Annotated in this window: 19 protein-coding genes; 11 read left to right on the top strand and 8 right to left on the bottom strand. The window is 73.1% G+C overall.

The window, feature by feature from the left end; genetic code table 11:
* Positions 1-64: 64 nt before the first annotated feature.
* The gene (locus AC3ETA_RS16845) at positions 65-847 is read right to left on the bottom strand and encodes a creatininase family protein (protein ID WP_333938179.1); all 783 of its coding nucleotides are present in this window, start codon (positions 845-847) and stop codon (positions 65-67) included.
* A gap of 41 nt (positions 848-888) precedes the next feature.
* Between AC3ETA_RS16845 and ribA the strand changes: the two genes are divergently transcribed.
* Genes ribA through AC3ETA_RS16820 form a run of 5 tightly spaced genes read left to right on the top strand, consistent with a single transcriptional unit; the run spans position 889 to position 5,921 of the window.
* Positions 889-1,557, top strand: a complete 669-nt coding sequence (ribA, locus tag AC3ETA_RS16840) for a GTP cyclohydrolase II (protein ID WP_432193693.1) — start codon at positions 889-891, stop codon at positions 1,555-1,557.
* A 33-nt stretch (positions 1,558-1,590) separates the two neighbouring features.
* Positions 1,591-2,565 (top strand): ornithine cyclodeaminase family protein, encoded by a 975-nt coding sequence (locus tag AC3ETA_RS16835; RefSeq protein ID WP_432193692.1) that lies wholly within the window; start codon positions 1,591-1,593, stop codon positions 2,563-2,565.
* A complete protein-coding gene (locus tag AC3ETA_RS16830; protein ID WP_432193691.1) occupies positions 2,562-3,707 on the top strand; it encodes an NAD(P)/FAD-dependent oxidoreductase in 1,146 nt (381 codons plus the stop codon). Before AC3ETA_RS16835 ends, AC3ETA_RS16830 begins: the two co-directional genes overlap by 4 nt.
* Positions 3,704-4,765, top strand: a complete 1,062-nt coding sequence (locus AC3ETA_RS16825; protein ID WP_432193690.1) for a saccharopine dehydrogenase — start codon at positions 3,704-3,706, stop codon at positions 4,763-4,765. Before AC3ETA_RS16830 ends, AC3ETA_RS16825 begins: the two co-directional genes overlap by 4 nt.
* The gene (locus AC3ETA_RS16820; RefSeq protein ID WP_432193689.1) at positions 4,758-5,921 is read left to right on the top strand and encodes a saccharopine dehydrogenase family protein; all 1,164 of its coding nucleotides are present in this window, start codon (positions 4,758-4,760) and stop codon (positions 5,919-5,921) included. Before AC3ETA_RS16825 ends, AC3ETA_RS16820 begins: the two co-directional genes overlap by 8 nt.
* Positions 5,922-5,933: 12 nt before the next feature.
* Here the strand turns inward: AC3ETA_RS16820 and AC3ETA_RS16815 are convergent, their stop codons facing one another.
* From AC3ETA_RS16815 to AC3ETA_RS16805, 3 genes are all read right to left on the bottom strand, one after another.
* Positions 5,934-7,169, bottom strand: a complete 1,236-nt coding sequence (locus AC3ETA_RS16815) for a serine hydrolase domain-containing protein (protein WP_432193688.1) — start codon at positions 7,167-7,169, stop codon at positions 5,934-5,936.
* A 65-nt stretch (positions 7,170-7,234) separates the two neighbouring features.
* The gene (locus AC3ETA_RS16810; protein ID WP_432193687.1) at positions 7,235-8,617 is read right to left on the bottom strand and encodes an MFS transporter; all 1,383 of its coding nucleotides are present in this window, start codon (positions 8,615-8,617) and stop codon (positions 7,235-7,237) included.
* The gene (locus AC3ETA_RS16805; RefSeq protein ID WP_432193686.1) at positions 8,614-9,219 is read right to left on the bottom strand and encodes a TetR/AcrR family transcriptional regulator; all 606 of its coding nucleotides are present in this window, start codon (positions 9,217-9,219) and stop codon (positions 8,614-8,616) included. The genes AC3ETA_RS16810 and AC3ETA_RS16805 overlap by 4 nt, the downstream gene beginning before the upstream one ends.
* Positions 9,220-9,303: 84 nt before the next feature.
* On the opposite strand from AC3ETA_RS16805, the gene AC3ETA_RS16800 reads away from it, so the two are divergent.
* Both AC3ETA_RS16800 and AC3ETA_RS16795 read left to right on the top strand, forming a co-directional pair.
* Entirely contained in the window at positions 9,304-9,747 is a 444-nt protein-coding gene (locus AC3ETA_RS16800; RefSeq protein ID WP_432193685.1) for a PPOX class F420-dependent oxidoreductase, read from the top strand.
* 101 nt (positions 9,748-9,848) lie between these two features.
* Entirely contained in the window at positions 9,849-10,259 is a 411-nt protein-coding gene (locus tag AC3ETA_RS16795; RefSeq protein ID WP_432193684.1) for a VOC family protein, read from the top strand.
* On the opposite strand, the gene AC3ETA_RS16790 is transcribed toward AC3ETA_RS16795, so the two are convergent.
* The 3 genes from AC3ETA_RS16790 to AC3ETA_RS16780 form a co-directional block, all read right to left on the bottom strand.
* Positions 10,256-11,428 (bottom strand): glycosyltransferase, encoded by a 1,173-nt coding sequence (locus AC3ETA_RS16790; protein ID WP_432193683.1) that lies wholly within the window; start codon positions 11,426-11,428, stop codon positions 10,256-10,258. The two genes, AC3ETA_RS16795 and AC3ETA_RS16790, sit on opposite strands and share 4 nt — an antisense overlap.
* A 129-nt stretch (positions 11,429-11,557) precedes the next feature.
* Positions 11,558-12,934: a nucleotide sugar dehydrogenase gene (locus tag AC3ETA_RS16785; protein WP_432193682.1), complete on the bottom strand. Its 1,377-nt coding sequence runs from the start codon at positions 12,932-12,934 to the stop codon at positions 11,558-11,560.
* A gap of 5 nt (positions 12,935-12,939) precedes the next feature.
* Positions 12,940-14,400, bottom strand: a complete 1,461-nt coding sequence (locus AC3ETA_RS16780) for a glycosyltransferase family 4 protein (RefSeq protein WP_432193681.1) — start codon at positions 14,398-14,400, stop codon at positions 12,940-12,942.
* Between the two features lie 129 nt (positions 14,401-14,529).
* Here AC3ETA_RS16780 and wecB point away from each other — a divergent pair, with 129 nt between their 5' ends.
* The 4 genes from wecB to AC3ETA_RS16760 are packed head-to-tail and all read left to right on the top strand — an operon-like array spanning position 14,530 to position 20,246.
* Complete coding sequence (wecB, locus tag AC3ETA_RS16775) at positions 14,530-15,618, top strand: non-hydrolyzing UDP-N-acetylglucosamine 2-epimerase (RefSeq protein WP_432193680.1); 1,089 nt, start codon at positions 14,530-14,532, stop codon at positions 15,616-15,618.
* On the top strand, positions 15,611-16,258 hold the full coding sequence (locus AC3ETA_RS16770) for a class I SAM-dependent methyltransferase (protein WP_432193679.1): 648 nt from the start codon (positions 15,611-15,613) through the stop codon (positions 16,256-16,258). Before wecB ends, AC3ETA_RS16770 begins: the two co-directional genes overlap by 8 nt.
* Positions 16,258-18,066, top strand: a complete 1,809-nt coding sequence (locus tag AC3ETA_RS16765) for a hypothetical protein (RefSeq protein WP_432193678.1) — start codon at positions 16,258-16,260, stop codon at positions 18,064-18,066. Before AC3ETA_RS16770 ends, AC3ETA_RS16765 begins: the two co-directional genes overlap by 1 nt.
* A complete protein-coding gene (locus AC3ETA_RS16760; RefSeq protein ID WP_432193677.1) occupies positions 18,063-20,246 on the top strand; it encodes a glycosyltransferase in 2,184 nt (727 codons plus the stop codon). The genes AC3ETA_RS16765 and AC3ETA_RS16760 overlap by 4 nt, the downstream gene beginning before the upstream one ends.
* Before the next feature lie 125 nt (positions 20,247-20,371).
* On the opposite strand, the gene AC3ETA_RS16755 is transcribed toward AC3ETA_RS16760, so the two are convergent.
* Positions 20,372-21,712, bottom strand: a complete 1,341-nt coding sequence (locus tag AC3ETA_RS16755; RefSeq protein ID WP_432193676.1) for an MFS transporter — start codon at positions 21,710-21,712, stop codon at positions 20,372-20,374.
* Positions 21,713-21,797: the final 85 nt, after the last annotated feature.

The following is a 21,797-nucleotide window of genomic DNA, read 5'->3' as shown; positions in this document are numbered from 1 at the left end:
CCGGGCTGCGCGCGGAATCCGGATCCGCCGTGACCATGGCGGACCCGGAACTCAGCGGCTATTTTCAGGCGTCACCCGTGTCCGCTACGGAATCGTCCGCGGAGGTCAGCAGTGACACATACGCGCCGAAGGAATCCGCGAGGCTCGCCAGCAGCCCCTTCCCCTTTTCCGCGGAACCCAGCGAAGGGCGGCCGATGACACCGGAATCGGTATAGGCGGACATACCGAGGGTCAGCAGATGACGGCGGTCGTCCGCCACGAAATCGGAAGTCTCATAACCGGGTCGGATCAATTCGGGATGAGCGTGCAGAAGGATGGAGGTCTCGATTTCCCCCGCGTGCATGTCGGTGAGCAGTGAGGTCTCCACCCCCGCCCGCACCCGCGCCGCCTCCCAGTCCTCCGGGGCCGGGAACAGCGCCATCCGCTCACCACGCGCGGAGGACTCCTGAACGACGTTGCCCAGTACGTAGTTTCCGCCGTGTCCGTTGACCAGCACCAGGGCGTCGACGCCCGACCGGCGGAGCGAAGCCGCAATGTCCCGTATCACCGCATGAAGGGTCACTGAGGAGATGCTGACGGTCCCCGGCCAGGCCGCGTGCTCGTGCGAGCAGGAGATCGTCACCGGCGGGAGGAGGTGCACCGGGTGCGCGGCGGCGATCTCGCGCGCGATGGCGCACGCCACCAGCGTGTCGGTCGCCAGCGGAAGGAACCGGCCGTGCTGCTCGAAGCTTCCGACGGGGAGCACCGCCACCTGTCGTGAGACGCCCGCCCCTCGGGTCCGTACGTCTTCGGTGGTGTCCGCCGGCACCAGCGAGTGCGCCGCCGGCCGCATTTGCGAACCACTCATCTTTTCACGGCCTTTCGTCTCTGCTTAGGAACTGAAGAATCATGACAGAAAAAATTGGCGTCCTCGGCAAGAAGTCCGCCCAGCGGACGCAGCGTTCCGGTGTGGAACGCGTGGTGAATGCGCCGCTGCCCACCGTGTACGGCGAATTCCGTGCGATCGGCTACCTCGACCACGACCGCGGAGACGAGCAAGTGGCTCTCGTCCACGGCGAGATAGGCACGGAAGGGGTGCTGACCCGGCTGCACTCGGAGTGCCTGACGGGTGACGCCTTCGGCTCCCAGCACTGCGAGTGCGGCGACCAGCTGGCGGCCGCCCTGCGCGCGGTCGTCGCCGAGGGCAGCGGCATCGTCGTCTATCTGCGGGGCCACGAGGGCCGCGGCATCGGCCTGCTCGCCAAGCTGCGCGCGATGGCCCTCCAGGCGGAGGGCCTGGACACCGTCGAGGCCAACCTCGCGCTCGGCCTGCCGGTGGACGCCCGCGACTACGGCGTCGCCGCCGGGATGCTGCACGACCTGAACGTGCGCAGCGTCCGGCTGATGTCGAACAACCCGCGCAAGCGCGAGGCGCTGGTGCAGCACGGCATCGAGGTCGCCGAGCAGGTCCCGCTGCTCATCCCGCCGTGCGAGAACAACATCACCTACCTGCGTACCAAGCGGGAGCGTCTCGACCACCACCTGCCCCATCTGGACGCGGTCGGGCAGCTGTCCTGATTGCGGCGAGGCCTGTCCGGACAGGAAGAGGGAATGACCGACGACGTCCTCTTCCTGACCGGAGACCAGGTCTCGCGCCTGCTCGGCCTCGACGCGGCGATCGCCTCGCAGCGCGCGGCCTTCACGGCGCTCGGCGCCGACGCGGCCGACCTGCCCGGGAAGATCATGCACCCGAGCCGCTTCGACGACAGCGTCGTCTTCGCGTACGTCTCCCGGCTGTCCGCGGACACCGGGGCCGTCGCGAAGATCGGCAGCGTCAACCCGGGCAACGCGGCGTCCGGCCTGCCGACCGTCCACGCGGTCGTCACCGTGCTCGACCCGGTGACGGGCCGTCTCGCCGCCGTCATGGACGGCACGGCGATCACGACCCTGCGCACGGCCGCCGCGAGCGCCGTCGCGATCGACGTCCTGTCCACCCGGGACAGCGCGGACCTCGCCCTCCTGGGCTCCGGCACCCAGGCCCTCGCCCACGCCCGGGCCGTCGCCAGGGTGCGCGAGCTGAAGTCCGTGCGGCTGTGGAGTCCGACCCCGCGCAACCGCGCCCGCGCCGCGCGGCAGCTCACGGCCGAACTGGGCCTCGCCGTGGAGGCGGTCGGCACCGCCGAGGAGGCCGTGACGGGGGCGTCGCTGGTCGCCGCCTGCACGCTCAGCACGACGCCCGTCGTCCGGGGGGAGTGGCTGGCACCCGGGTGCACGGTCGTCAGCGTCGGCTCGTTCGAGCCCGGCCGCCGCGAGGTCGACGACGCCGTGCTGCTGCGCGCCGCGAGCGTCGTCGTCGACGACCCGGCGACCGCCGCCGAGCACGCCGGGCCCGTGGTGCACGCCCTGCGCGAAGGGGTGTTGGCCCCCGAGGACCTGGTCGCTCTCGGCGCCGTACTCACCGGGAAGAGCTTCCCGCGGTCGGGGCCCGGCGACATCGTCCACTACAACAGCGTCGGCCTCGGCATCCAGGACGCGGCCGCCGCCTGGGCCGTCGTCGAGGCGGCCCGCAAGGAGGCCCGCCCGTGAACACACACGCGAGTGTCGTCATCATCGGCGGCGGCGTGATGGGCACCAGCATCGCCTATCACCTCGCCCGCGCGGGCGTACGGGACGTCGTCCTCGTCGAGCGGGACGAACTGGCCTCCGGCTCCACCTCGAAGGCGGCCGGCGGAGTGCGCGCGCAGTTCTCCGACGAGCTCAACATCCAGCTCGGGGCGCGCAGCCTCCAGGCGTTCGCCCGGTTCGGGCTGGAGCTCGGCCACGACATCGGGCTGCACCGGGTCGGCTATCTGTTCCTGCTCTCGACGCCGGAGGAGGTCGCCGGGTTCGAGGCGAGCGTCCGGCTCCAGAACTCCCTCGGAGTGCCCAGCCGGATGATCGGCCCCGCCGAGGCCCGGCGGCTGTCCCCGCTGATCAGCACCGACGGACTGCTGGCCGCCGCGTTCTCCCCGGACGACGGCCACTGCACCCCCGAATCCGTCGTGCACGGCTACGCCTCCGCCGCCCGCGCGTACGGGGCGCGGATCTTACGCCACAACGACGTCACCGGCATCGAAGTGCACAGCGACCGTGTCACCGCCGTGACCACGACCATCGGCCGGATCACCACCGGGACGGTGATCTGCGCGGCCGGCCCTTGGTCGCGGGCGATCGGGGCGATGGTCGGCGTGGACCTGCCGGTGGTGCCGCTGCGCCGGCAGGTCGCGGTCACCGAACCCGTCGGCGGACTGCCGCCGGACCTGCCCATGACCATCGACTTCACCACCAGCCTCTACTTCCACTCCGAGGGTCCCGGCCTGCTCCTGGGCATGTCCGACCCCGACGAGCGGCCCGGCTTCGCCACCGACACCCACGACCGCTGGATCCCAAGGCTCGCCGCCGCCATGGAACGCCGCGCCCCCGCCCTGCTCGACCTGCGCCGCGCGGGAGGCTGGGCGGGCCTGTACGAGGTCACCCCGGACCACAACGCGCTCATCGGCGAGGCGACTTCCGTCTCCCGCTTCCTGTACGCGACCGGCTTCTCCGGCCACGGCTTCCTCCAGGGACCGGCCGTCGGCGAGGTCGTCCGTGACCTGTACCTCGGCCGCGTACCCTTCGTGGACGTCAGCCCGCTCAGCGCCGGCCGGTTCGCGGCCGACGCCCCGCGCCCGGAGGCCAACCGCGTATGACCGAGCTCCATCTGTGGCTGCGCCACGAGGTCCGTTCCACCGAGCGACGCACACCTCTCGTGCCGTCGGACGCACGCCGGCTCGTCGAGCGCGGGGTGACCGTGACCGTCGAGGAGTCCGCGCAGCGGATCTTCCCCGTCGAGGAGTACGAGGCGGCCGGCTGCCGCACCGCGCCCGCCGGATCCTGGGTGTCGGCACCCGAGCCGGCCGTTGTGCTGGGACTCAAGGAACTCCCGGACCAGCCGGGCGAGTTGAGGCACGACCACGTCTTCTTCGGGCACGCCTACAAGCGGCAGCCGGGTGCCGAGGCACTGCTGCGGCGCTTCGCGGCCGGGGGCGGCACGCTGCTCGACCTGGAGTACCTGGTGGACGACGACGGCCGCCGCCTGGCCGCTTTCGGCTTCTGGGCCGGCTATCTCGGCGCCGCCCTCGCCGTCCTCCACCACCGGGGCAGGCTCGCCGCGCCGCTGACACCCCTGTCGAAGGACGAACTGGACGCCCTCCTGAGGCCGGTCGCCGGAGACGAGGAGTTCACCGCGCTGGTGATCGGCGCCCTGGGGCGCAGCGGACGCGGTGCCCGGCTCGGGTTCCGCACCGCGGGCGTCGAGGCGACGCCCTGGGACCTCGCCGAGACCCGCGCGCTGGACCGTCCGGCGCTGCTGGCGCACGACGTACTCGTCAACGCCGTCCTCGCCACCACCCCCGTTCCGCCCTTCCTGCGCGAGGAGGACCTCGACGACCCGGGCCGCCGGCTGCGCACCGTGTGCGACGTCACCGTCGACGTCGGCTCGCCCCTGAACGTCCTGCCGGTCTACGACCGCACCACCGAGTGGAGTGACCCGGTGCGCCGGCTGCGCAAGGAACCACCGCTCGACCTCATCGCCATCGACAACCTGCCGTCCCTGCTCCCCCGCGAGTCCAGCGTCGACTTCTCGTCGGCGCTGCTTCCCCAGCTGCTCCGGTTCGAGACGGGCGGGCCGTGGGGGCGCTGCCGTGACCGGTTCCACCAGGCATGCCGTGAACTCGGCATCGTGGAAGGGGAGTTCCGCAATGGCTGACAGATCCGCACGGGTGCCCGCGAGCGGCGCCGTCCACTGGGTCGGCGCCGGGCTGTCCACCGGCAGCGGGTTGTCCCGGCTGTGCGACAGGGCCGACCGCGTACGGCTGTGGCACCGCACCGAGGCCCGTGCCGCCGACGCCCTCGCCCGGCTCGGCCTCACCGGACGCGCCGAGCCCCGCGCCTGCACCCTGGCCGCGCTCACGGCCGAACTGGCTCCCGGCGACATCGTCGTGTCGATGCTGCCCGCGCCCGAGCACGCCGGGATCCTGGCGGCCTGCGTGCGCCGGTCGGCCCACTTCGCCTGCTCCAGCTATGTGTCGGACGCCGTCCTCGAACAGGTCCCGGCGGCCACGGCGGCCGGGCTCGTCGTGCTCACCGAGGCCGGCCTCGACCCGGGCCTCGACCACCTCTTCGCCCACTGCCTGATCGGCCGCGCCCGGGAGGCCGTCGGCGACGACGCGGGGGCCTCGTACAGCCTCACCTCCTACTGCGGCGGGGTTCCCGCGGTCCCGAACGACTTCAGGTACCGCTTCAGCTGGGCGCCGGCCGGGGTCCTCAACGCCCTGCGCGCACCGGCCCGTTACCTTGAGGACGGTGCCGAGACCGTCGCCGAGCGGCCGTGGGAGGCGACCCGGCCGCACACCGTCGACGGGGAGGTGTTCGAGGTCTACCCCAACCGCGACAGCGTGCCGTTCGTCGGGCAGTACGGGCTGCCGGACGGCTGGAAGCCGCTGACCTTCGTGCGCGGCACCCTGCGGCTGGAGGGCTGGCTGCAGGCCTGGGACGCCGTGTTCGAGGAGCTGAAGGCGGGCGACGACGCCCGGATCGCCGCCCTGGCAGGGGAGTTGGCGGCCGCCTACCCGACCACGGACGCCGACCGTGACCGGGTCGTCCTCGCCGTGTCGCTGGACGTGCGCGGCGGCTCGGGGCAGTCGTGGTCCGGCAGCTATCTGCTCGACCAGGTCGGGGACGAGGAGGAGAGCGCGATGGCCCGCTGTGTCTCCCGCCCGCTCGCCCTCGGCGTCCGGCACATCCTGGACGGCTCCCTGCCGGCGGGCCTGAGCCGTGCCGCGGAGACGGCGGCCCGCTCGGAGGAGTGGCTGCGTGAACTCGCCCTGGAGGGAGTGGAGTTCACCCTGCGCGTGGACCAGTGACCGGCGGCGGGGTCAGTCCTGCGTCACGGCCTCGTGCACGAGCCGCTTGAGGTCCTGGAACATCGTGTGCGAGGTCCTGGGCCGCACCTGCGTCATGAACTGCACCGTCAGGTCGCGGCGCGGGTCGACCCAGAACGTGGTCGTCGCCACCCCGCTCCAGCCGTAGGCGCCGAGCACGGTGGGGGCCTTCGTGCGGGACGGGTCGATCACGACGGAGACGCCGAGGCCGAAGCCGACGCCGTCGTTGCCGGCCTCGTCGTGGGCCGGACGACTGCCGAAGGCGCGCAGGTCGGCGCCGCCCGGGAGCTGGTTGGACGTCATCAGGTCCACCGTCTCGGGCGCCAGCAGCCGGATGCCGTCGAGTTCGCCGCGGCGGCGCAGCAACTCCATGAAGCGATGGACGTCGTGCGCGGAGGCCGCAAGTCCGCCGCTGCCGGACAGGAATCGGGGGCGGCCTCCACGCAGCGGGAGGCCCGGGATCGGCTCGATGCCGCCGTCCTCGGTCTCGCCGTACAACTCGGCCAGCCGGACCGCCTGTTCGTCGCTCACACAGAACCCGGCGTCGGCCATCCCGAGCGGGCCGCAGATCCGCTCGGCGAAGAACTCGTCCAGCGGCTGCCCCGACACCACCTCGATGACGCGGCCCAGGACGTTGGTGGCGACCGAGTAGTTCCACTGCGTGCCCGGCTCGAACTGGAGCGGCAGACGCGCGTACACGTCGACCGTGCCGGCCAAGTCGGAGCCGGGCAGCACCGCCGAGTCGAGGTTGGCGTCGCGGTACAGGGCGTCGACGGGGTGCGTGCGGTAGAAGGCGAAGGTCAGCCCGGCGGTGTGGGTCATCAGATGCCGGACGGTTATCGGCCCGTCGGCGGGGCGCGTCACGATGTCGTCGCCGGACCCGCTGACGTACACCCTGGGCTCGGCGAAGCCCGGCAGATGGCGGGCCACCGGGTCGTCGAGCGACAGCCTGCCCTCCTCCATCAGCAGCAGCGCGGCGACGGAGGTGACCGGCTTGGTCATGGAGTAGATCCGCCACAGCGTGCCGGCCTCGACGGGCAGCCCGGCCGCGAGGTCACGGTGGCCGTGCGTGGTGAGGTGGGCGACGCGTCCACCGCGGGCGACGGACACCAGATAGCCGGGCAGCCGCCCCTCGTCGACGTAGTGGGCGAAGTACTGGTCGAGGCGGTCCAGCGCCTTCGCGTCCAGCCCGACCTCACCCGGGTCGACCTCTTGTGTCAGCAGTGCCATCGCTCTCCTCCGATACGTACGACGAGGGTGCGCTCCGGCATACCCCGCGGGAACGGCCTCTGACCTCATCGTTGCGCAGGAACACGTGTACGGTCCTTCGAATCGCCATGATCGTTCACCGGCGTCTTCTGCCGCCCGGGCAGCGCACGGCCCGGTGCCGCGCCGGCCAGGGCGAGGGCGGCGAGGACGATCAGTGGCAGCCCGGGGCCGTCGCCGGTGCCCAGGAGCGCGGTCGCGACGGCGACGCCCAGCACCGGTCCGACGTTCATCGCGGTCTGCTGGAGCCCGCCCGCGACCCCGGCCGACTCGACGGCCGCCTCCCGTACGACGACATGCGTCGCCGCCACCATCACCGTGCCGAAACCTGCCCCCACCAGCGCGAACGCCGTGCACAGCAGTGGAATGGCCGGTGTGCGGGACAGCACGAGGATCCCGAGCGCCAGGAGTGCCATCGCCGCCACGGCCGTACGCCGGGCACCGACCCGGCGCAGCAGCACCGCGCACGTCGGCGCCGCCGCCACCATCAGCGCGGCCAGCGGCAGGCTGACCAGGGCGCTGCGCAGCGGGTCCAGACCGAGGGTGTCCTGCAACAGGAACGTGCCCGCGAACAGCGCGCCGGACAGCGCCGCCGACGCCGCCACCAGCATGCCCAGCGCCGAACCGACGGCCGTGGATCCGATCACGCTCGGGGGCAGTAGGGGACTGGCGGTGCGGCGCTCGTGCCGGACGAAGGCGGCACCGGTGACGGCGGCTGTGGCGGCGGTCCAGACCCAGCCCGGCAGCCCCACGAGGGCGTGCACCAGGCAGGCCAGGGTGAGCGCGAGCAGGAGGGCACCGGGCATGTCGAGCCGGGCGGGGGAAGCCGTGTGCGGGGGCGCAGGGACGGTGAGGGCGAGCGTGCCGAGGACGAGAGCCGGGACGACGTTCAGCAGGAACACCACCCGCCAGCCGGGGCCGGCCACCAGCGCGCCGCCCAGCAGCGGCCCGACGGCGGCCGACACGCCGATCGCCGCCGTCCGTACGGCGATCGGCGTCCGCAGCCGGTCCGGTGGGAACGCCACCCGCAGTATCCCGAGCGTGGCCGGTTGCAGCAGCGCCCCGAACACCCCCTGCACCACCCGCAGTCCGATCACCCAGCCGACGCCGGGCGCGAGCGCGATGCCCGCCGACGCCGCTCCGAAGCCGAGCATGCCGATGCCGAAGAGACGGTGGTGGCCGATGGGGGTACCCCCGCGCCTTGGGCTGTGGGGGAGGTCACCGAGCCGACCCGCGAACACCAACAGGCTCGCCACCGCGATCAGATAGCCGGTGCTGGTCCACTGGACCTGGGCGAAGGAGGCGCCCAGGTCGCGCTGGAGACTCGGCTGGGCCACGGTCAGCACGGTGCCGTCGAGCGCGACGATCACCGCTCCGGCGACGCTGCTCGCGAGAGTGAGACGCTGGTTCACACGCCCTCCGGACCGAGGTGGGCGTCCAGGACCGAGCCCAGCAGGGGCGCGAAGTCGTCGGCCCCCGTGGCGAGTTGGAGGCTGCCCCAGCCCCACAGCTGGGCGATGCCGTGCAGCCCCGCCCACAGTGCGCCCGCGACGAGACGCGCGTCGGCGTCGGGACGCACTCGGCCGACCAGCTCCACCAGACGGGCGAAGAGCGGAAGGCTGGTGTCCCGCAGCCCCAAGTGTCCGCTCTCCAAGAGATCATGACGGAACATCAGCTCGTACATCCCGCGATTGCCGAGCGCGAACTCCAGATACGCCCGCCCCAGCTCGGTCAGCTGCGCCCGCGGAGGCGCGCCACCGTCCCCGACCACCGCCGTCGCCCGCGCCCCCAGTTCGTCGAAGCCGCGGCGGGCGATGGCCGACAGAAGCTCCAGATGGGTGGGGAAGTAGCGGCGGGGCGCGCCGTGCGAGACGCCGGCGCGACGGGCGATCTCCCGCAGCGTGAGCGCCTGGACGCCTTCCCGCGCCACGAGTTCCACGCCGACGTCGACCAGCCGTGTCCGCAGCCCCGAGTCCACGTCCGTACCCGCGCCCCTTGCTCGCGATGCCTCCATAGACACTGTCTACCATGATCGAGTAGACAGTGTCTACGCAGCTTCGCGGGAATGAGCGGGCCGCCCGTCAGGGTTGATGCACACATGACTCAGGACGCCACCCACAACGCACTGCTCGCGCTCCTCGCCGAGAGCCATGGCGGGGTGCTGGTCACCCTGAAGCGCGACGGCCGACCGCAGCTGTCGAACGTGAGCCACGCCTACTACCCCGACGAGCGGATCATCCGCGTCTCGATCACCGACGACCGCGCCAAGACCCGGAATCTGCGCCGCGACCCGAGGGCGTCGTACCACGTCACGACGCCCGACCGATGGGCGTACGCGGTCGCCGAGGGCACCGCCGACCTGGCGCCCGTCGCGCAGGACCCCTATGACGCGACGGTCGAGGAACTCGTCCGCCTCTACCGGGACGTCCAGGGGGAACATCCCGACTGGGAGGACTTCCGGGCGGCGATGGTCGGGGACCGGCGGCTGGTGCTGCGCCTGCACGTGGAACGGGCGTACGGCGTGCCGAGGAGCGGGTCCTAGGGCGCAGGTCGCAGGGCCGACGGCCGATGGTCCCGGCGTGCGCGGGCTGCCTACGCTGCCGGTGGATCGACGCCGCCCAGCTCAGCACACGGAGGGTCACCATGCCGGTCGACGGCCGCAGTCACATCCGGATCGCCCGCCCGTCGCGGGACCTCGCCGCGGCGGAGCGGTTCTGGACCGAGGGGCTCGGACTCGCGGTCGTATGGCGGGCGGTGGGCGGCCCGGGACCCGGTGAGCACGACCTGCTGATGCTCGGCTGGCCGGACGCCGACTGGCACCTGGAGCTGGTGCACGAGCCCGCCCGTCCGGTCGAGCCCCGGCCGACGGAGGAGGACCTCCTCGTCGTCCACGTCGACGGGCCCGTGCCGGAGGACCTGGTGGCCCGGCTGGAGGAGCACGGCGGCAAGCGGGTCCCGTCGCCCAACCCGTACTGGAACGAGTGGGGCGTCACGATCGAGGACCCCGACGGCTACCGGCTCGTGCTGTGCCGACGGGGTTGGTCCAACGCCTAGGCGTCCGGCGTCCGGGCCTTGTCACCGGTGAACGGGACGGCGGGGCCGGCGCCCCCGGCCGCGGACGCCTCCTTCACCCAGGACTCCAGACACATCACGAAGCCGGTCGCCGCGTCGGCCCAGTCGAGGTCGGACCGCGCCGCCTCCCAGCCCCGGGCCGCCGCCCGGCGGCGCATGACCCGGTCGTTGCGCAGATGCCGTACGGCCATGGCGGCCGTGGCCGGATCCTCGTAGGGGACGACGAGACCGCAGCCGTAGCGCTCGACCAGCTGGGCCGCGAGCGGGGTGGGCGTGGTGACCACGGGGACGCCGTGCGCCATGTACTCCACGGCCTTGGTGGGCCGTGAATGACGGTAGTTGGGCTGGTCCCGCAGCAGGGAGAGGCCGGCCAGGCTGCCGGAGAGCAGGCCGAGGGCGCGGTCGTTGGGCAGGTAGCCGTGCCAGCGCAGTACGCCGTCCCGGTCGGCCTCGGTCAGCGCGCCCCGGATGTCGGGGTCGGCCGCGCCGATCACCTCGACCTGGACGTCGGGCGCCAGCAGCCGTGCCGTCTCGATCAGTTCGGGCGCGCCGCGCGCCCGCGACAGATGGCCGAGGTAGACGACCCGGTCGTCGCCCGGCGGTTCGGGCGGCTCGGGGGGCACCGTCGCCAGGTTGGCCACGACCGGATGCGACCGGCGAAAGCGCCGCTGGTAGGCGTCCTCGGCGAGCAGCAGCCGCAGATGCCGCTCCGCCATCCGTTCCGCCGCCCGTACGGCCAGCCGCACCGGCGGTCGCAGCGGCCGGGGCAGCCAGCGCTTCATCACCAGCGCCGCCGCGGTGTCCTCGTGCACGTCCCACACGGTGACCGGGACATGTCCGCCGCGCCGCCAGCGGCGCATCGTGCCGGGCAGGGTGAGCAGCAGCTCCGGGTCGTGCAGCAGGACGACGTCGGCCTGGGGCCCGCGCTCGGCGAGCAGGGTGCGCGCCGCGCGCAGGGCCGCCCGGCGGTCCCGGCCGGCGGCCCGGGGCAGGTCGACGCCCTCGACGTTCGGCCGCGGCGACGTCCGCCGGGCCGCGAAGGGGGCGGCGTACACGATCCGGTGGCCGTGCTCGTGCAGGGCGGCGATCTCCCGGTGCAGGATCCGCGCGTCCTCGGGATGGTGGACGACGGTCACGACGAGTATCCGCATCAGAGCACGCACCTTTCGACTGCCCCGAGAACCACGGACCCGGCGACGGCGGATCCGAGAACGACCGCCCCGACCGGCGACGGACGCGGACCGGGGGACCGCGCCGGGCGGACCGGAGAGATCAGGCGGTCACAGCACCTCGACCCCGGGCCGGAAGATCCGCCCGCGGGTGTCGAACAGCAGCCGGGCCGCGTCGCCGAGGGCCGGCAGGTCGTAGGCCGAGTGATCCTGCAGCAGGACCGTCAGGTCGTGCTCGCGCACCGCCGCCATGACGTCGGTGACACGGGGGATGTTCACCCCGTCCACGGACCACAGCCGCACATGCGGATCGTGGAAGGAGATCTCGGCCTCCCGCTCCCGCAGCAGCCGCGCCACGGGCAGTGCCGGCGACTCCCGCTGGTCCGCCACGTCCGGCTTGTAGGTGACGCCGAGCAGCAGCACCCGCGACCCGCGCAGCGGCCGGCCGGCGGTGTTCAGGAGGTCCTGGGCGCGACGCACCACGTACTCCGGCATCCGACGGTTGATCTCCTGGGCGAGCTCCACGAACCGGAACTCGTAGCCGAGGGACGAACGCACCTTGTACGACAGGTAGTTGGGATCGATCGGGATGCAGTGCCCGCCGACGCCGGGGGAGGGCCGGAACGCCTGGAAGCCGAACGGCTTGGTGCCGGCGCAGCGGATCGCGTCCCACAGGTCGACATGCAACTCGTGGCTGATCACGGCCAGTTCGTTGACCAGGGCGATGTTCACATGCCGGTAGGTGTTCTCCAGCAGCTTGGCCATCTCGGCCTCGCGGGTGCCCTTCGCCTGGACGACGGTGTCGACGAGCTTGCCGTAGAAGGCGACCGCGCGGGCCGCGCACGACGGGGTGCAGCCGCCGACCACCTTGGGTGTGGTGCGCAGGCCGTGGGCGGTGTTGCCCGGGTCGATCCGCTCCGGCGAGAACGCCAGCGCGAAGTCCGCTCCGGCCCGCATTCCCGACTCCTCCAGGAGCGGCCGTACGACCTCCTCGGTGGTCCCGGGATAGGTGGTCGACTCCAGCACCACCAGCTGACCGGGCCGCAGCCGCCGGGCCACCGTCCTCGTGGCCGCGGTGACCGCGCCGAGGTCCGGCCCGCCGTCCTTGCCGAGCGGGGTCGGCACACAGATGACGACCGTCTGCGCACGGGCCAGACACGCGTCGTCCGTGGACGCGAGGAACCCGGCCGCCAGCATCCTGCGGACGTCCTCGCCGGAGACGTCGTCGACATGGGAGTGCCCGGTGTTGAGCGCCTCCACGACCCGGGGGTCGCGGTCCAGGCCCAGGACTCTGAGGCCGATCGACGCGGCCTCACGCGCGAGTGGCAGTCCGACGTAGCCGAGCCCGATCACCGCGAGTTCCGCCTGGTCGGGCCGGCCCGTCTCGCCGGGCGGTGTGCCCTGCGTGAGCGCGCTCCCAGGGCGCGCTGGTCTTTCCCCGAGAGATTCGCCCGCTTCCCCGAGCGGTCCGGTCTGTTCGGCCTGCATAGGGATCACCCCGCATCAAGGCTGCCAAGGGCGCGGTACGCCTCACGGGTTGTGGCGGCGGCCCGCTTCCAGGTGCGGTCACGCGCGACTCTCGCGCGGGCGGCTGCTCCCCACTCAGCACGCCGATTTCGACTGTAAAGGACTATTTCCAGCTCATCAGCCCAGAAATGTGTGGATTCAGTCCTGATTAGCCTCCCGTTAACCTCCGGTTCGACCAGTTCCCGGAGCGCGGGGAGGTCGCTCGCGAGCACGGGAACACCGCTCGCCATCGCCTCGACCGGCTTCAGCGGGGTCACCAGACGGCAGACGCGCTCGTCGGTCCGCGGCACCGCGAACACGTCCAACACGGCGTAGAAGTCCCGGACTTGGGCGTGCGGAACCCGTCCGGTGAACAGCACCGTCCCGTCGTCCAGGCCGAGCCGGGCGCTCAGCCGCTCCAGCGCCGGACGCTGCGGACCGTCTCCGACGATCAGCAGTCGCACCGGCACGCCGCGCCGACGCAGCTCTTCACCCGCATGGAGCAATGTGCCGATGCCCTCGTGCGGGGCGAGCGTGCCGACCGTGCCGACGACGAACTCGTCCGGCGCGATGCCGAGCCGGGCCCGTACGGGCGCCCCGTCCGGCGGCGGGGCGAGGAAAACGTCGTCCACGGCGTTCGGCACGATCAGCACCCGCTCCTCGGGCACCCCGCGGCCCGCGATCTCGGCCTTCATCGCCTCGCCCAGCGTCAGCACCAGATCGGCCTCGCGCATGCACCGCGTCTCCAGGGCGCGGCGCGTCCGGTACGTCTCGTCGTCCCGGCTGCGGCCCGGCGCCTGCGTCAGCCACGTCTCCTCCAAAAAGCCCCGCACCTCGTAGACCACCGGCAGCCCGTAGGTCTCCCGCAGGGCGAGCGCCACCCGCCCGTTGCCGTGGTCGCTCGCCGCATGCAGCACGGCGGGCCGCAGCCGGTCCACCAGGCGGGCGGCCAGTTCGGCGTTGAGCGCGAGCGAGGCGGCCTGACCGTACGGCAGCCACGCCGGCAGCAGCCGGTGCTGCGGCACCCCGCCCACATGCTGCTTCGGGCGGGCGTCCAGCACCCCGCCCGTCACGGGGAAGCCGATCCGGGTCACCACATGCGGGTCGAGCCCGGCCGCGAGCTGGGCCTCGGCGAGCTTCTGCGTGCGCACGGTGTAACCGGCGTGCCGGAACGGCAGCCCGTTGGTGACCAGGTGAAGCACCCGGCCGGGGACGGGCCGGTACGGCAGGCCGTACGGCGCGGGCACCCGAGCGGCGGAGGGCGCCGCCGCCGGCCCCGCGGTCCGGGCGCGCACGGCCAGCCGCTGCTCGAGCGGCCTCAGCCGCCTCCGGGCGGGCCCCGGCAGCAGGCGTACGGCGAGCAGCGCGGCCCGCAACGGATCCTGACGCAGCTCGCCGACGGCCACCGAGGCGGCCAGACTCAGGGCAAGTGGAACATTCCGGAACATAACGCCAAGGTAGATCCAACGCCGAGCAACGGCCCACCAACAGTCACTGGCCCCAGGACACCGGCCGCGAGGGAGCCGAAGGGGCACGCCGCCGCGCAGGCGACCGAGCCATCGAACACGGAGGCAACCATGAACGGCTGCGTACTCCATGTGGTCGGCACCCGGCCGAACTTCGTCAAGGCCGCGCCGGTCGTCGCCGCTCTCGGCGCCGCGGGCTGCGAGCAGGTGCTCGTCCACACCGGACAGCACTACGACGAGCGGATGTCGGACATCTTCTTCCGGCAACTCGGACTGCCCCGGCCCGACACCGACCTCGGCGTCGGCTCCGGCAGCCACGCCCGGCAGACCGCCGACCTCCTGGTCGCCCTGGAGGGCGAACTGACCGCCCGGGCACCCGCCCTCGTCACCGTCTACGGCGACGTGAACTCGACGCTGGCCGCCGCGCTCGTCGCCGCCAAGATCGGCGTCCCCGTGGCCCATGTGGAGGCCGGCCTGCGCAGCTTCGACATGGCGATGCCGGAGGAGGTCAACCGGCGCCTGGTCGACCAGCTCGCCCGGCTGCTGTTCGCCACCAGCCCCGAGGCAGTCGGCCACCTCGCCCGTGAAGGCGTCGACACCGGGCGCGTGCACCTCGTCGGCAACCCGATGATCGACACCCTGCTCACCCATATGGAGCAGTTCGACGCCGCGAGCGCCCGCACCGCCCACGGACTGCCCGAGCGCTACGGCGTCGTCACCCTGCACCGGCCCGCCAACGTCGACGACCCGGAGGCCGCCGCGGCCGCCGCCCGCGTGCTGAGCGAGGCGGCCCGCCATCTCGACCTCGTCGTCCCGCTGCACCCGCGCGGCCGGGCCGCACTGCGGGCGGCCGGCCTCGCCGACGCACCCGGCATCCACCTCCTCGACCCGCTCGGTTACGTCGAGTTCATGAGCCTGGTGCGCGGGGCCGCCGCCGTGATCACCGACTCCGGCGGCGTGCAGGAGGAGACGACCGTCCTGGGCGTCCCGTGCCTGACCCTGCGCACCACCACCGAACGCCCGGTCACCGTCACCCACGGCACCAACCGGCTCGTCCGGCACGGGGAACTGGTCCCCGCGCTGCGCAAGCTGCTGGACGGCGGGGGAGCGGCACGCAGCGAGGGACCGCCGCTGTGGGACGGCCGGGCCGGCGCCCGGATCGCCCGCGTGATCACCGGGTGGCTGGAGCGCCATGGCTGACCCGACGACGACGCGGGACAGCGCGCGGACGTACTGGGAGGCCCGCCACGCCGACCACGACGACCTCGCCTCCGGCGGGCACATCGGACTCGACCGCCCCGGCAACGAACTCTTCTACGCCCAGCGGCTCGGCACGCTCCTCTCCCTCGTCGGCGACCTGTCCAGCCCCGCCGCCCCGCTGTTCGTGCTGGACGCCGGCTGCGGCAAGGGGTACTTCGCGCGCGCCCTGGCCCGCTGCGGCCACCGCATCGACGCCTTCGACGCCAGCCCGACCGCCGTCGACCACGCCCGCGCGGAGGCCGGCGGCCCGCGCTACGCCGTCGCCGCCCTCGACGAGTGGCGGAGTCCCTGGCCGTACGACATCGTCGTCTGCGTGGACGTCCTGTTCCACGTCCTCGACGACGAGGAATGGGCGGCGGGGCTGCGCAACCTCGCCTCCCTCGTCCGCGTCGCCGGCCGGCTGATCGTCACCGACGAGGACACCGGCCGCCGCACGCCACGCGGTGCCCACATCGTGCACCGCCCGCTCACCGCCTACCGCGCCGAACTCGAGCCGCTCGGCCTGCGGCACACCCTCTCCAGGCCGTACGGCTTCCGGGAGAACCGGGTCGGCTTCCACGTCTTCACGAGGACCCGCTGATGCGCCTGACCGACCTGCTCCATCCGCACCTCGACACCGTCACGACGGTGGTGGACGCGACCGGCGGCGGACTGCGCCTGGAGCCCTATCTGCATCTGCCGCCGGGCGTCGACCTGCGCCACGACGACGAACGCCCCGTCACAGAGGGCGAGCTGGCCCTCCTCTCCTACGGACCCCACGCCGGGCCGCACGGCGGCGAGGACACCCTGCGTGCCGTACTGGCCCGGATGCGGCCCGGTGCCCGCGGGCTGATCGTCTTCGGGCACGGCGGATCCGAGCTGCCCTACCACCGGCTCCTGGACGACCTGGTCGGGCACCGCTGCCAGGTCCTGCGCGCCGCCCCCCTCGACTACGTCCATCTGCACGCGGGCGCGGTCATCGCCCGCACCGACGAACTCCTGCCACCGCACGACTTCTTCGGGCGGCCCGCCCCCTTTGACGGCTACGCCACCGCGCTGCGGATCGCCGACGAGTACGTCTTCGCCGACCTCGCCTCCCGGTCCCTGCGGGCCCGGGTGCTCGACCTCGAAACCGCAGCCGAGGACGCGGAACGCACCCGTCAGGCGGCGGGGCAGGACGCGCTCGCCGACCGGCTCGCCGCCGCCGTACGGGAGAAGGAACAACTCGCCGGCGCGCTCAGGGCCGCCCGGGACCGGGCCGACGTCCTCCAGGCGCGGGTGGCCATGCTGGAGGGCTCGACCTCGCTGCGGGTCGGCAAGGCGCTGGTGAGCGCCGCACGTTCGCCGAAGCGGGGCGCGGCAAGACTGCCCGGGGAGCTGTACGGACTGTGGCGCGGGCGCCGCAGTTCCGCCGGCCGGGCGGCCGATGGCGCGATGAAGGCGCAGGCCGAGCCGGAGACGCCGCCGGACGCCCGGTTCCACCTCGCCCATCGCGCCCTGACCGCGGCGCCCCGCGACCGCCTCGTCGTCGCCGGAGTGCTCACCCCCGAAACCGCCGAGGACTTCGCGGCGGACGTGGTCGTCAACCCGCTGCTGCCGCACGACGGACGACTCCTCGTGCGGCGCACCGACCCCGACGTGCTCGTCGTGCAGCTCAGCGCCTGCACCGGCGACGGACCCTGGTGGCTCACCGGCACCGGACTCGCCCCCGACCTGGACCGCACCCTCGCCGAACTGCTCGCCGAACAGCGGGTGCTGGGCCGGGCGTCCGTGCTGTGGCGGGACGGCCCGGCCTCCGCCGCGCCCGGCCTCGCCCGGCTCGCCTGGGACGCCGTCCTAGACGCCGACACCGGCGCACGGCTCACCCGCCTCGACCCGGCCGCCGAGGGCAGGGAACGGCTGCGCGAGATCTTCCGGGCCGACAGCACCCGGGTACGGCTCGCGCAGCTCGCGCGGCTCACCGGGGCCCCGGACCCGCTGGACGAGCGGCGCGTCGCGGTGCTCGCCGCGCCCCGAGGACGTACCGACGTCGCCCGGCTCGTCGGCCAGGTGCTCGGCCAGCTGCACCGGCCCGACGAGGTGGTCGTACCCGACCCGGAGGGCCTCGACGAACTCACCGCCGCCGGAGTGACGGTACGCCGGGGCCGGCCCCTGGCGCCCTGGGTCGCCGACTGGACGGACCTGACCGAGGACCGGCCCGACACCCTGCTGCTCGATTTGATGTGCGCCCAGGAGTACTCCGGCGCCGACGCGGTGGGCCACACGCCGGCCGCCGACGACTACGTCTTCGTACCGTCGCTGCGGCCGCTGCTGGTACGCCGGTCGCTGCACCTGTCCGGCACGGAGCCCGGCAGCTGGGCGGGCCGGGGACACCGACTGTTCGCCGTGCGCGGGAAGGAGCCGTCATGAGCCGTACCCTGCGAGCGCTCGTCTACGGCGACGTCGACCTCAATCTCATCGACGGGTCCGCCGTCTGGGCCCAGTCGACGGTGCAGGCCCTGTCCCGGGCGGGCTGCGAAAGCCGGCTCGTCCTCAAGGCCCCCGTGCGCACCGGCCGGCTGACCGATCCGCTGGCCGAGCTGCCCCGGGTCCGCCTGGTGTCCCCGCACGAGGAGCGGCTGCTGCCGGGGCTCGCCGACCGGACGATGTCGCCGGTGCAGGCCGCGCAGGTGCTCGCCCGGCTCGACGAGGACGAGCCCTGCGACCTGCTGGTGCTGCGAGGCCGGCGGCTGGTCACCCGGATCGTCGCCGACGGCCTGTTCGACGGGCGGATCTGGGCCTACCTCACCGACATCCCGCAGTCGGCCGCCGAGATGACCGAGGCGGCCCGCGCGGACCTCGTCCGCATCGCCGAGGCCTCGCACCGACTGCTGTGCCAGACCGAGGAGTTGCGCTGCTTCCTGGAGACGTGGGTGCCCGAGGCCTGCGGCAAGTGCGTGCTCAGCCCGCCCGCCGTGCCCGAGCCCGGCTTCCCGCCGCCGGACCGGGACACGCCGCACGACCCGCTGCGGCTCGTCTACACCGGCAAGTTCGCACCCCGCTGGAACACCCTGCCCATGACCCGGCTGCCGCAGCTCCTCGCCGAACGCGGTGTCGCCGCCGAACTGCACACCGTCGGCGACAAGATCCACGACGACCCGGGCCACCCCGGCTTCCAGGCCGACATGGCGCGCGCCCTGTCCGGCACCCCGGGTGTCCGCCACCACGGCGGACAGCCGCGCGAGGAGGCCATGCGCATCGCCGCGGACTGCGACGTCGGCCTCGGCTGGCGCGACCCGGTGCTCGACTCCAGCCTCGAACTGTCCACCAAAGTGCTGGAGTTCGGCGCGCTGGGCCTGCCCGTGGTCCTCAACCGCACCCCGGCCCACGAGGCGCTGCTCGGCACCGACTATCCGCTGTTCGTGCCGGGACGCGCCGGACTCGACGACGCCGCCGACACGGTGGCCCGGGTCGCCCGCGAGCCGGCGTCGCGGCGCCTCGCGGCCGACCGCTGCCGAGCGGCGGCCCGCCAGTACACCCTGGACGGGGCGTCCGCACGCTGGCGCGCCCACCTCGACCGGGCCTTCCCCGCCGAGCCCAGCGGGGTGAGCGACCGCCGCCGTCCGCTGCGCGTGGGCGTCGCCGGGCACGACCTGAAGTTCCTCACCCGGTTGCTCGACCACTTCCGCTCGACGCCCGGCCTGGAGGTAAGGGTCGACGCCTGGCCGGCGCTCGCCCGCCACGACCCGGACGCCGGCCGGGAACTCGCCGACTGGGCGGACGTGGTGGTCGTGGAGTGGTGCGGTCCGGCCGCCGTCTGGTACAGCCGTCACAAGCGGCGCGGCAGCCGGCTGATCGTGCGGCTGCACCGCTTCGAACTGGACGCCGGCTGGCCCCGCCAGGTCGACATCGACGCCGTCGACCGGGTGGTGTGCGTCAGCCCGTACTACGCCCGCCGCACCCTGGAGCACACCGGCTGGCCCGCGTCGAAGGTCGTCGTCGTGCCCAACTGGGTCGACACCGACCAGCTCGACCGCCCGAAGGCGCCGGGCGCCCACCACCGCCTCGGCATGATCGGCATCGCGCCCAGCCGCAAACGCCTCGACCTCGGCCTCGACGTGCTGGAGGCGCTGCGTGCCCACGACCGGCGCTGGCACCTGTCGGTCAAGTCCAAGCCGCCGTGGGAGTACTGGTGGATCTGGAACAAGCCCGAGGAGCGTGAACACTACGAGGGCGTACTGCGCCGGATGCAGACCTCGCCGCTGCTCGAAGGGGCCGTCGTCTTCGACACGTTCGGGCCGGACGTGGCGGGCTGGCTGCGCCGGGTCGGGCATGTGCTGTCCACCAGCGACGACGAGAGCTTCCACCTCGCGCCCGCCGAGGGGATGGCCTCCGGCGCGGTGCCTTCGCTGCTGCCCTGGCCCGGCGCGGAAGAGATCTACGACCGGCGGTGGATCCATGACACGCCTGCGGCGATGGCGGAGGCGATCGCGGTGCTGGAGGAGGACGACTGGCGCTCCGCGGGTGAACTGGCCCGCACGCAGGTCAGGGAGGGGTTCTCGCTGGACCGGGTGGCCGAGACCTGGACGGAGTTGTTGTGCGCGCCGTGATGTGATCCGCGGGCCGGTGGAGGCTGATCGCGCGGTTCCCCGCGCCCCTGAAGGGGCGTGCCACCGCGGCCGGTTGTGCAGTGCCCGGTCCCAGGAGCCCTCAGGGCTCCGGGGACCGGTGTCGGTCAGGCCGCGACCTTCGCGGGTTGCGCGGAGCGCCCTGCCGCCCGCTCACCCAGCAGCTCCGTCGGTACCTTCGCCGTCTCGCGGGCCGACAGCGCGGCCACGACCGGCGGCACGCACAGGGCTGCCGTGAACAGGGCCACCGCCGACCAGTCGTCGCCGTCCGGGCCGGCGATCCGCGCGGCGAAGGTGACCGCGAAACCGGCGACCGCGAAACCGATCTGGGTGCCGATGGCCATGCCGGACAGCCGGACCCGGGTGGAGAACATCTCGCCGTAGAAGGAGGGCCACACGCCGTTCGCGGCGCTGTAGACCACCCCGAAGGCGACGATGCCCAGCAGCAGGGTCAGCGGGTAGGACCCGGTCGAGATGGCCCACAGGTACAGGAACATCGTCACCGCGCTGCCGGCCGCGCCGACCAGGAACACCGGGCGGCGGCCGATGCGGTCCGAGAGGGTGGCCCACAGCGGGATCGCGCCGAGCGCGACCAGGTTGGCGAGCGCGCCCACCCACAGCATCGAGGACTTGTCCATCCCGACCGCGTCGCTGGTGGCGTACGACAGCGCCCACACGGTGAAGATCGTGCTGACCGAGGCGACCAGCGCACCGCCGATCACCCGCAGCACGTCCGCCCAGTGCTCCCGCAGCAGCACCGCCAGCGGCAGCTTGACGACGCCCTCGGTGGCGGCCTGCTGCTCGAAGGCCGGGGTCTCGTCGAGCTTGCGGCGGATGACATAGCCGACGACGGCGACCGCGACGCTCATCCAGAACGGCACCCGCCAGCCCCACGACATCAGCTGCTCCTCCGGCAGCGCGGCGATCGGGATGAAGACCAGCGTGGCGAGCAGCTGCCCGCCCTGTGTACCGCTCAGCGTGAAGCTGGTGAAGAAGCCGCGGCGACGCGGTGGCGCGTGTTCGAGGGTCATGGAGTTGGCGCTGGCCTGCTCGCCGGCCGCCGAGAGGCCCTGGAGGACGCGGCACAGCACCAGCAGGACCGGCGCGAGGGTACCGACCTGGTCGCGGGTGGGCAGACAGCCGATCAGGAACGTCGATATGCCCATCAGGATCAGCGTGAAGACCATGATCTTCTTACGGCCCACCCGGTCGCCGAAGTGACCGAGGAACAGCGCGCCCACCGGCCGGGCCGCGTACGCCACACCGAACGTGGCCAGCGACAGCAGGGTGGCCGTCGCCGGGTCGGACTCGTCGAAGAAGACCTCGGGGAAGACCAGCGCGGCCGCGCTGCCGTAGATGAAGAAGTCGTAGTACTCCAGGGCGCTGCCGATCCAGGCGGCCATGGCCGCCTTCCGCGGCTGGCCGGGGTGCGTGTCGGGGACGGACACAGGGGTGCTCCTTCGAGGGAACTCCACCTTATGGGGAGTGTGCGGAGAGGAGGGGCGAGGTGCCGGATCCCTGGGGTGGCGGGTC

This window comes from Streptomyces sp. bgisy027 (assembly GCF_057710365.1).
This window is presented reverse-complemented; position numbering and strand designations above follow the sequence as displayed.

What these genes read in the sequence shown, in the direction of transcription:
- AC3ETA_RS16805 (WP_432193686.1), bottom strand. Translation starts at nt 9,219, where the DNA reads ATGGAGGCATCGCGAGCAAGGGGCGCGGGTACGGACGTGGACTCGGGG.
- AC3ETA_RS16835 (WP_432193692.1), top strand. Translation starts at nt 1,591, where the DNA reads ATGACCGACGACGTCCTCTTCCTGACCGGAGACCAGGTCTCGCGCCTG.
- wecB (WP_432193680.1), top strand. Translation starts at nt 14,530, where the DNA reads ATGAACGGCTGCGTACTCCATGTGGTCGGCACCCGGCCGAACTTCGTC.
- AC3ETA_RS16845 (WP_333938179.1), bottom strand. Translation starts at nt 847, where the DNA reads ATGAGTGGTTCGCAAATGCGGCCGGCGGCGCACTCGCTGGTGCCGGCG.
- AC3ETA_RS16770 (WP_432193679.1), top strand. Translation starts at nt 15,611, where the DNA reads ATGGCTGACCCGACGACGACGCGGGACAGCGCGCGGACGTACTGGGAG.
- AC3ETA_RS16825 (WP_432193690.1), top strand. Translation starts at nt 3,704, where the DNA reads ATGACCGAGCTCCATCTGTGGCTGCGCCACGAGGTCCGTTCCACCGAG.
- AC3ETA_RS16815 (WP_432193688.1), bottom strand. Translation starts at nt 7,169, where the DNA reads ATGGCACTGCTGACACAAGAGGTCGACCCGGGTGAGGTCGGGCTGGAC.
- AC3ETA_RS16765 (WP_432193678.1), top strand. Translation starts at nt 16,258, where the DNA reads ATGCGCCTGACCGACCTGCTCCATCCGCACCTCGACACCGTCACGACG.
- ribA (WP_432193693.1), top strand. Translation starts at nt 889, where the DNA reads ATGACAGAAAAAATTGGCGTCCTCGGCAAGAAGTCCGCCCAGCGGACG.
- AC3ETA_RS16780 (WP_432193681.1), bottom strand. Translation starts at nt 14,400, where the DNA reads ATGTTCCGGAATGTTCCACTTGCCCTGAGTCTGGCCGCCTCGGTGGCC.
- AC3ETA_RS16785 (WP_432193682.1), bottom strand. Translation starts at nt 12,934, where the DNA reads ATGCAGGCCGAACAGACCGGACCGCTCGGGGAAGCGGGCGAATCTCTC.
- AC3ETA_RS16760 (WP_432193677.1), top strand. Translation starts at nt 18,063, where the DNA reads ATGAGCCGTACCCTGCGAGCGCTCGTCTACGGCGACGTCGACCTCAAT.
- AC3ETA_RS16800 (WP_432193685.1), top strand. Translation starts at nt 9,304, where the DNA reads ATGACTCAGGACGCCACCCACAACGCACTGCTCGCGCTCCTCGCCGAG.
- AC3ETA_RS16820 (WP_432193689.1), top strand. Translation starts at nt 4,758, where the DNA reads ATGGCTGACAGATCCGCACGGGTGCCCGCGAGCGGCGCCGTCCACTGG.
- AC3ETA_RS16790 (WP_432193683.1), bottom strand. Translation starts at nt 11,428, where the DNA reads ATGCGGATACTCGTCGTGACCGTCGTCCACCATCCCGAGGACGCGCGG.
- AC3ETA_RS16795 (WP_432193684.1), top strand. Translation starts at nt 9,849, where the DNA reads ATGCCGGTCGACGGCCGCAGTCACATCCGGATCGCCCGCCCGTCGCGG.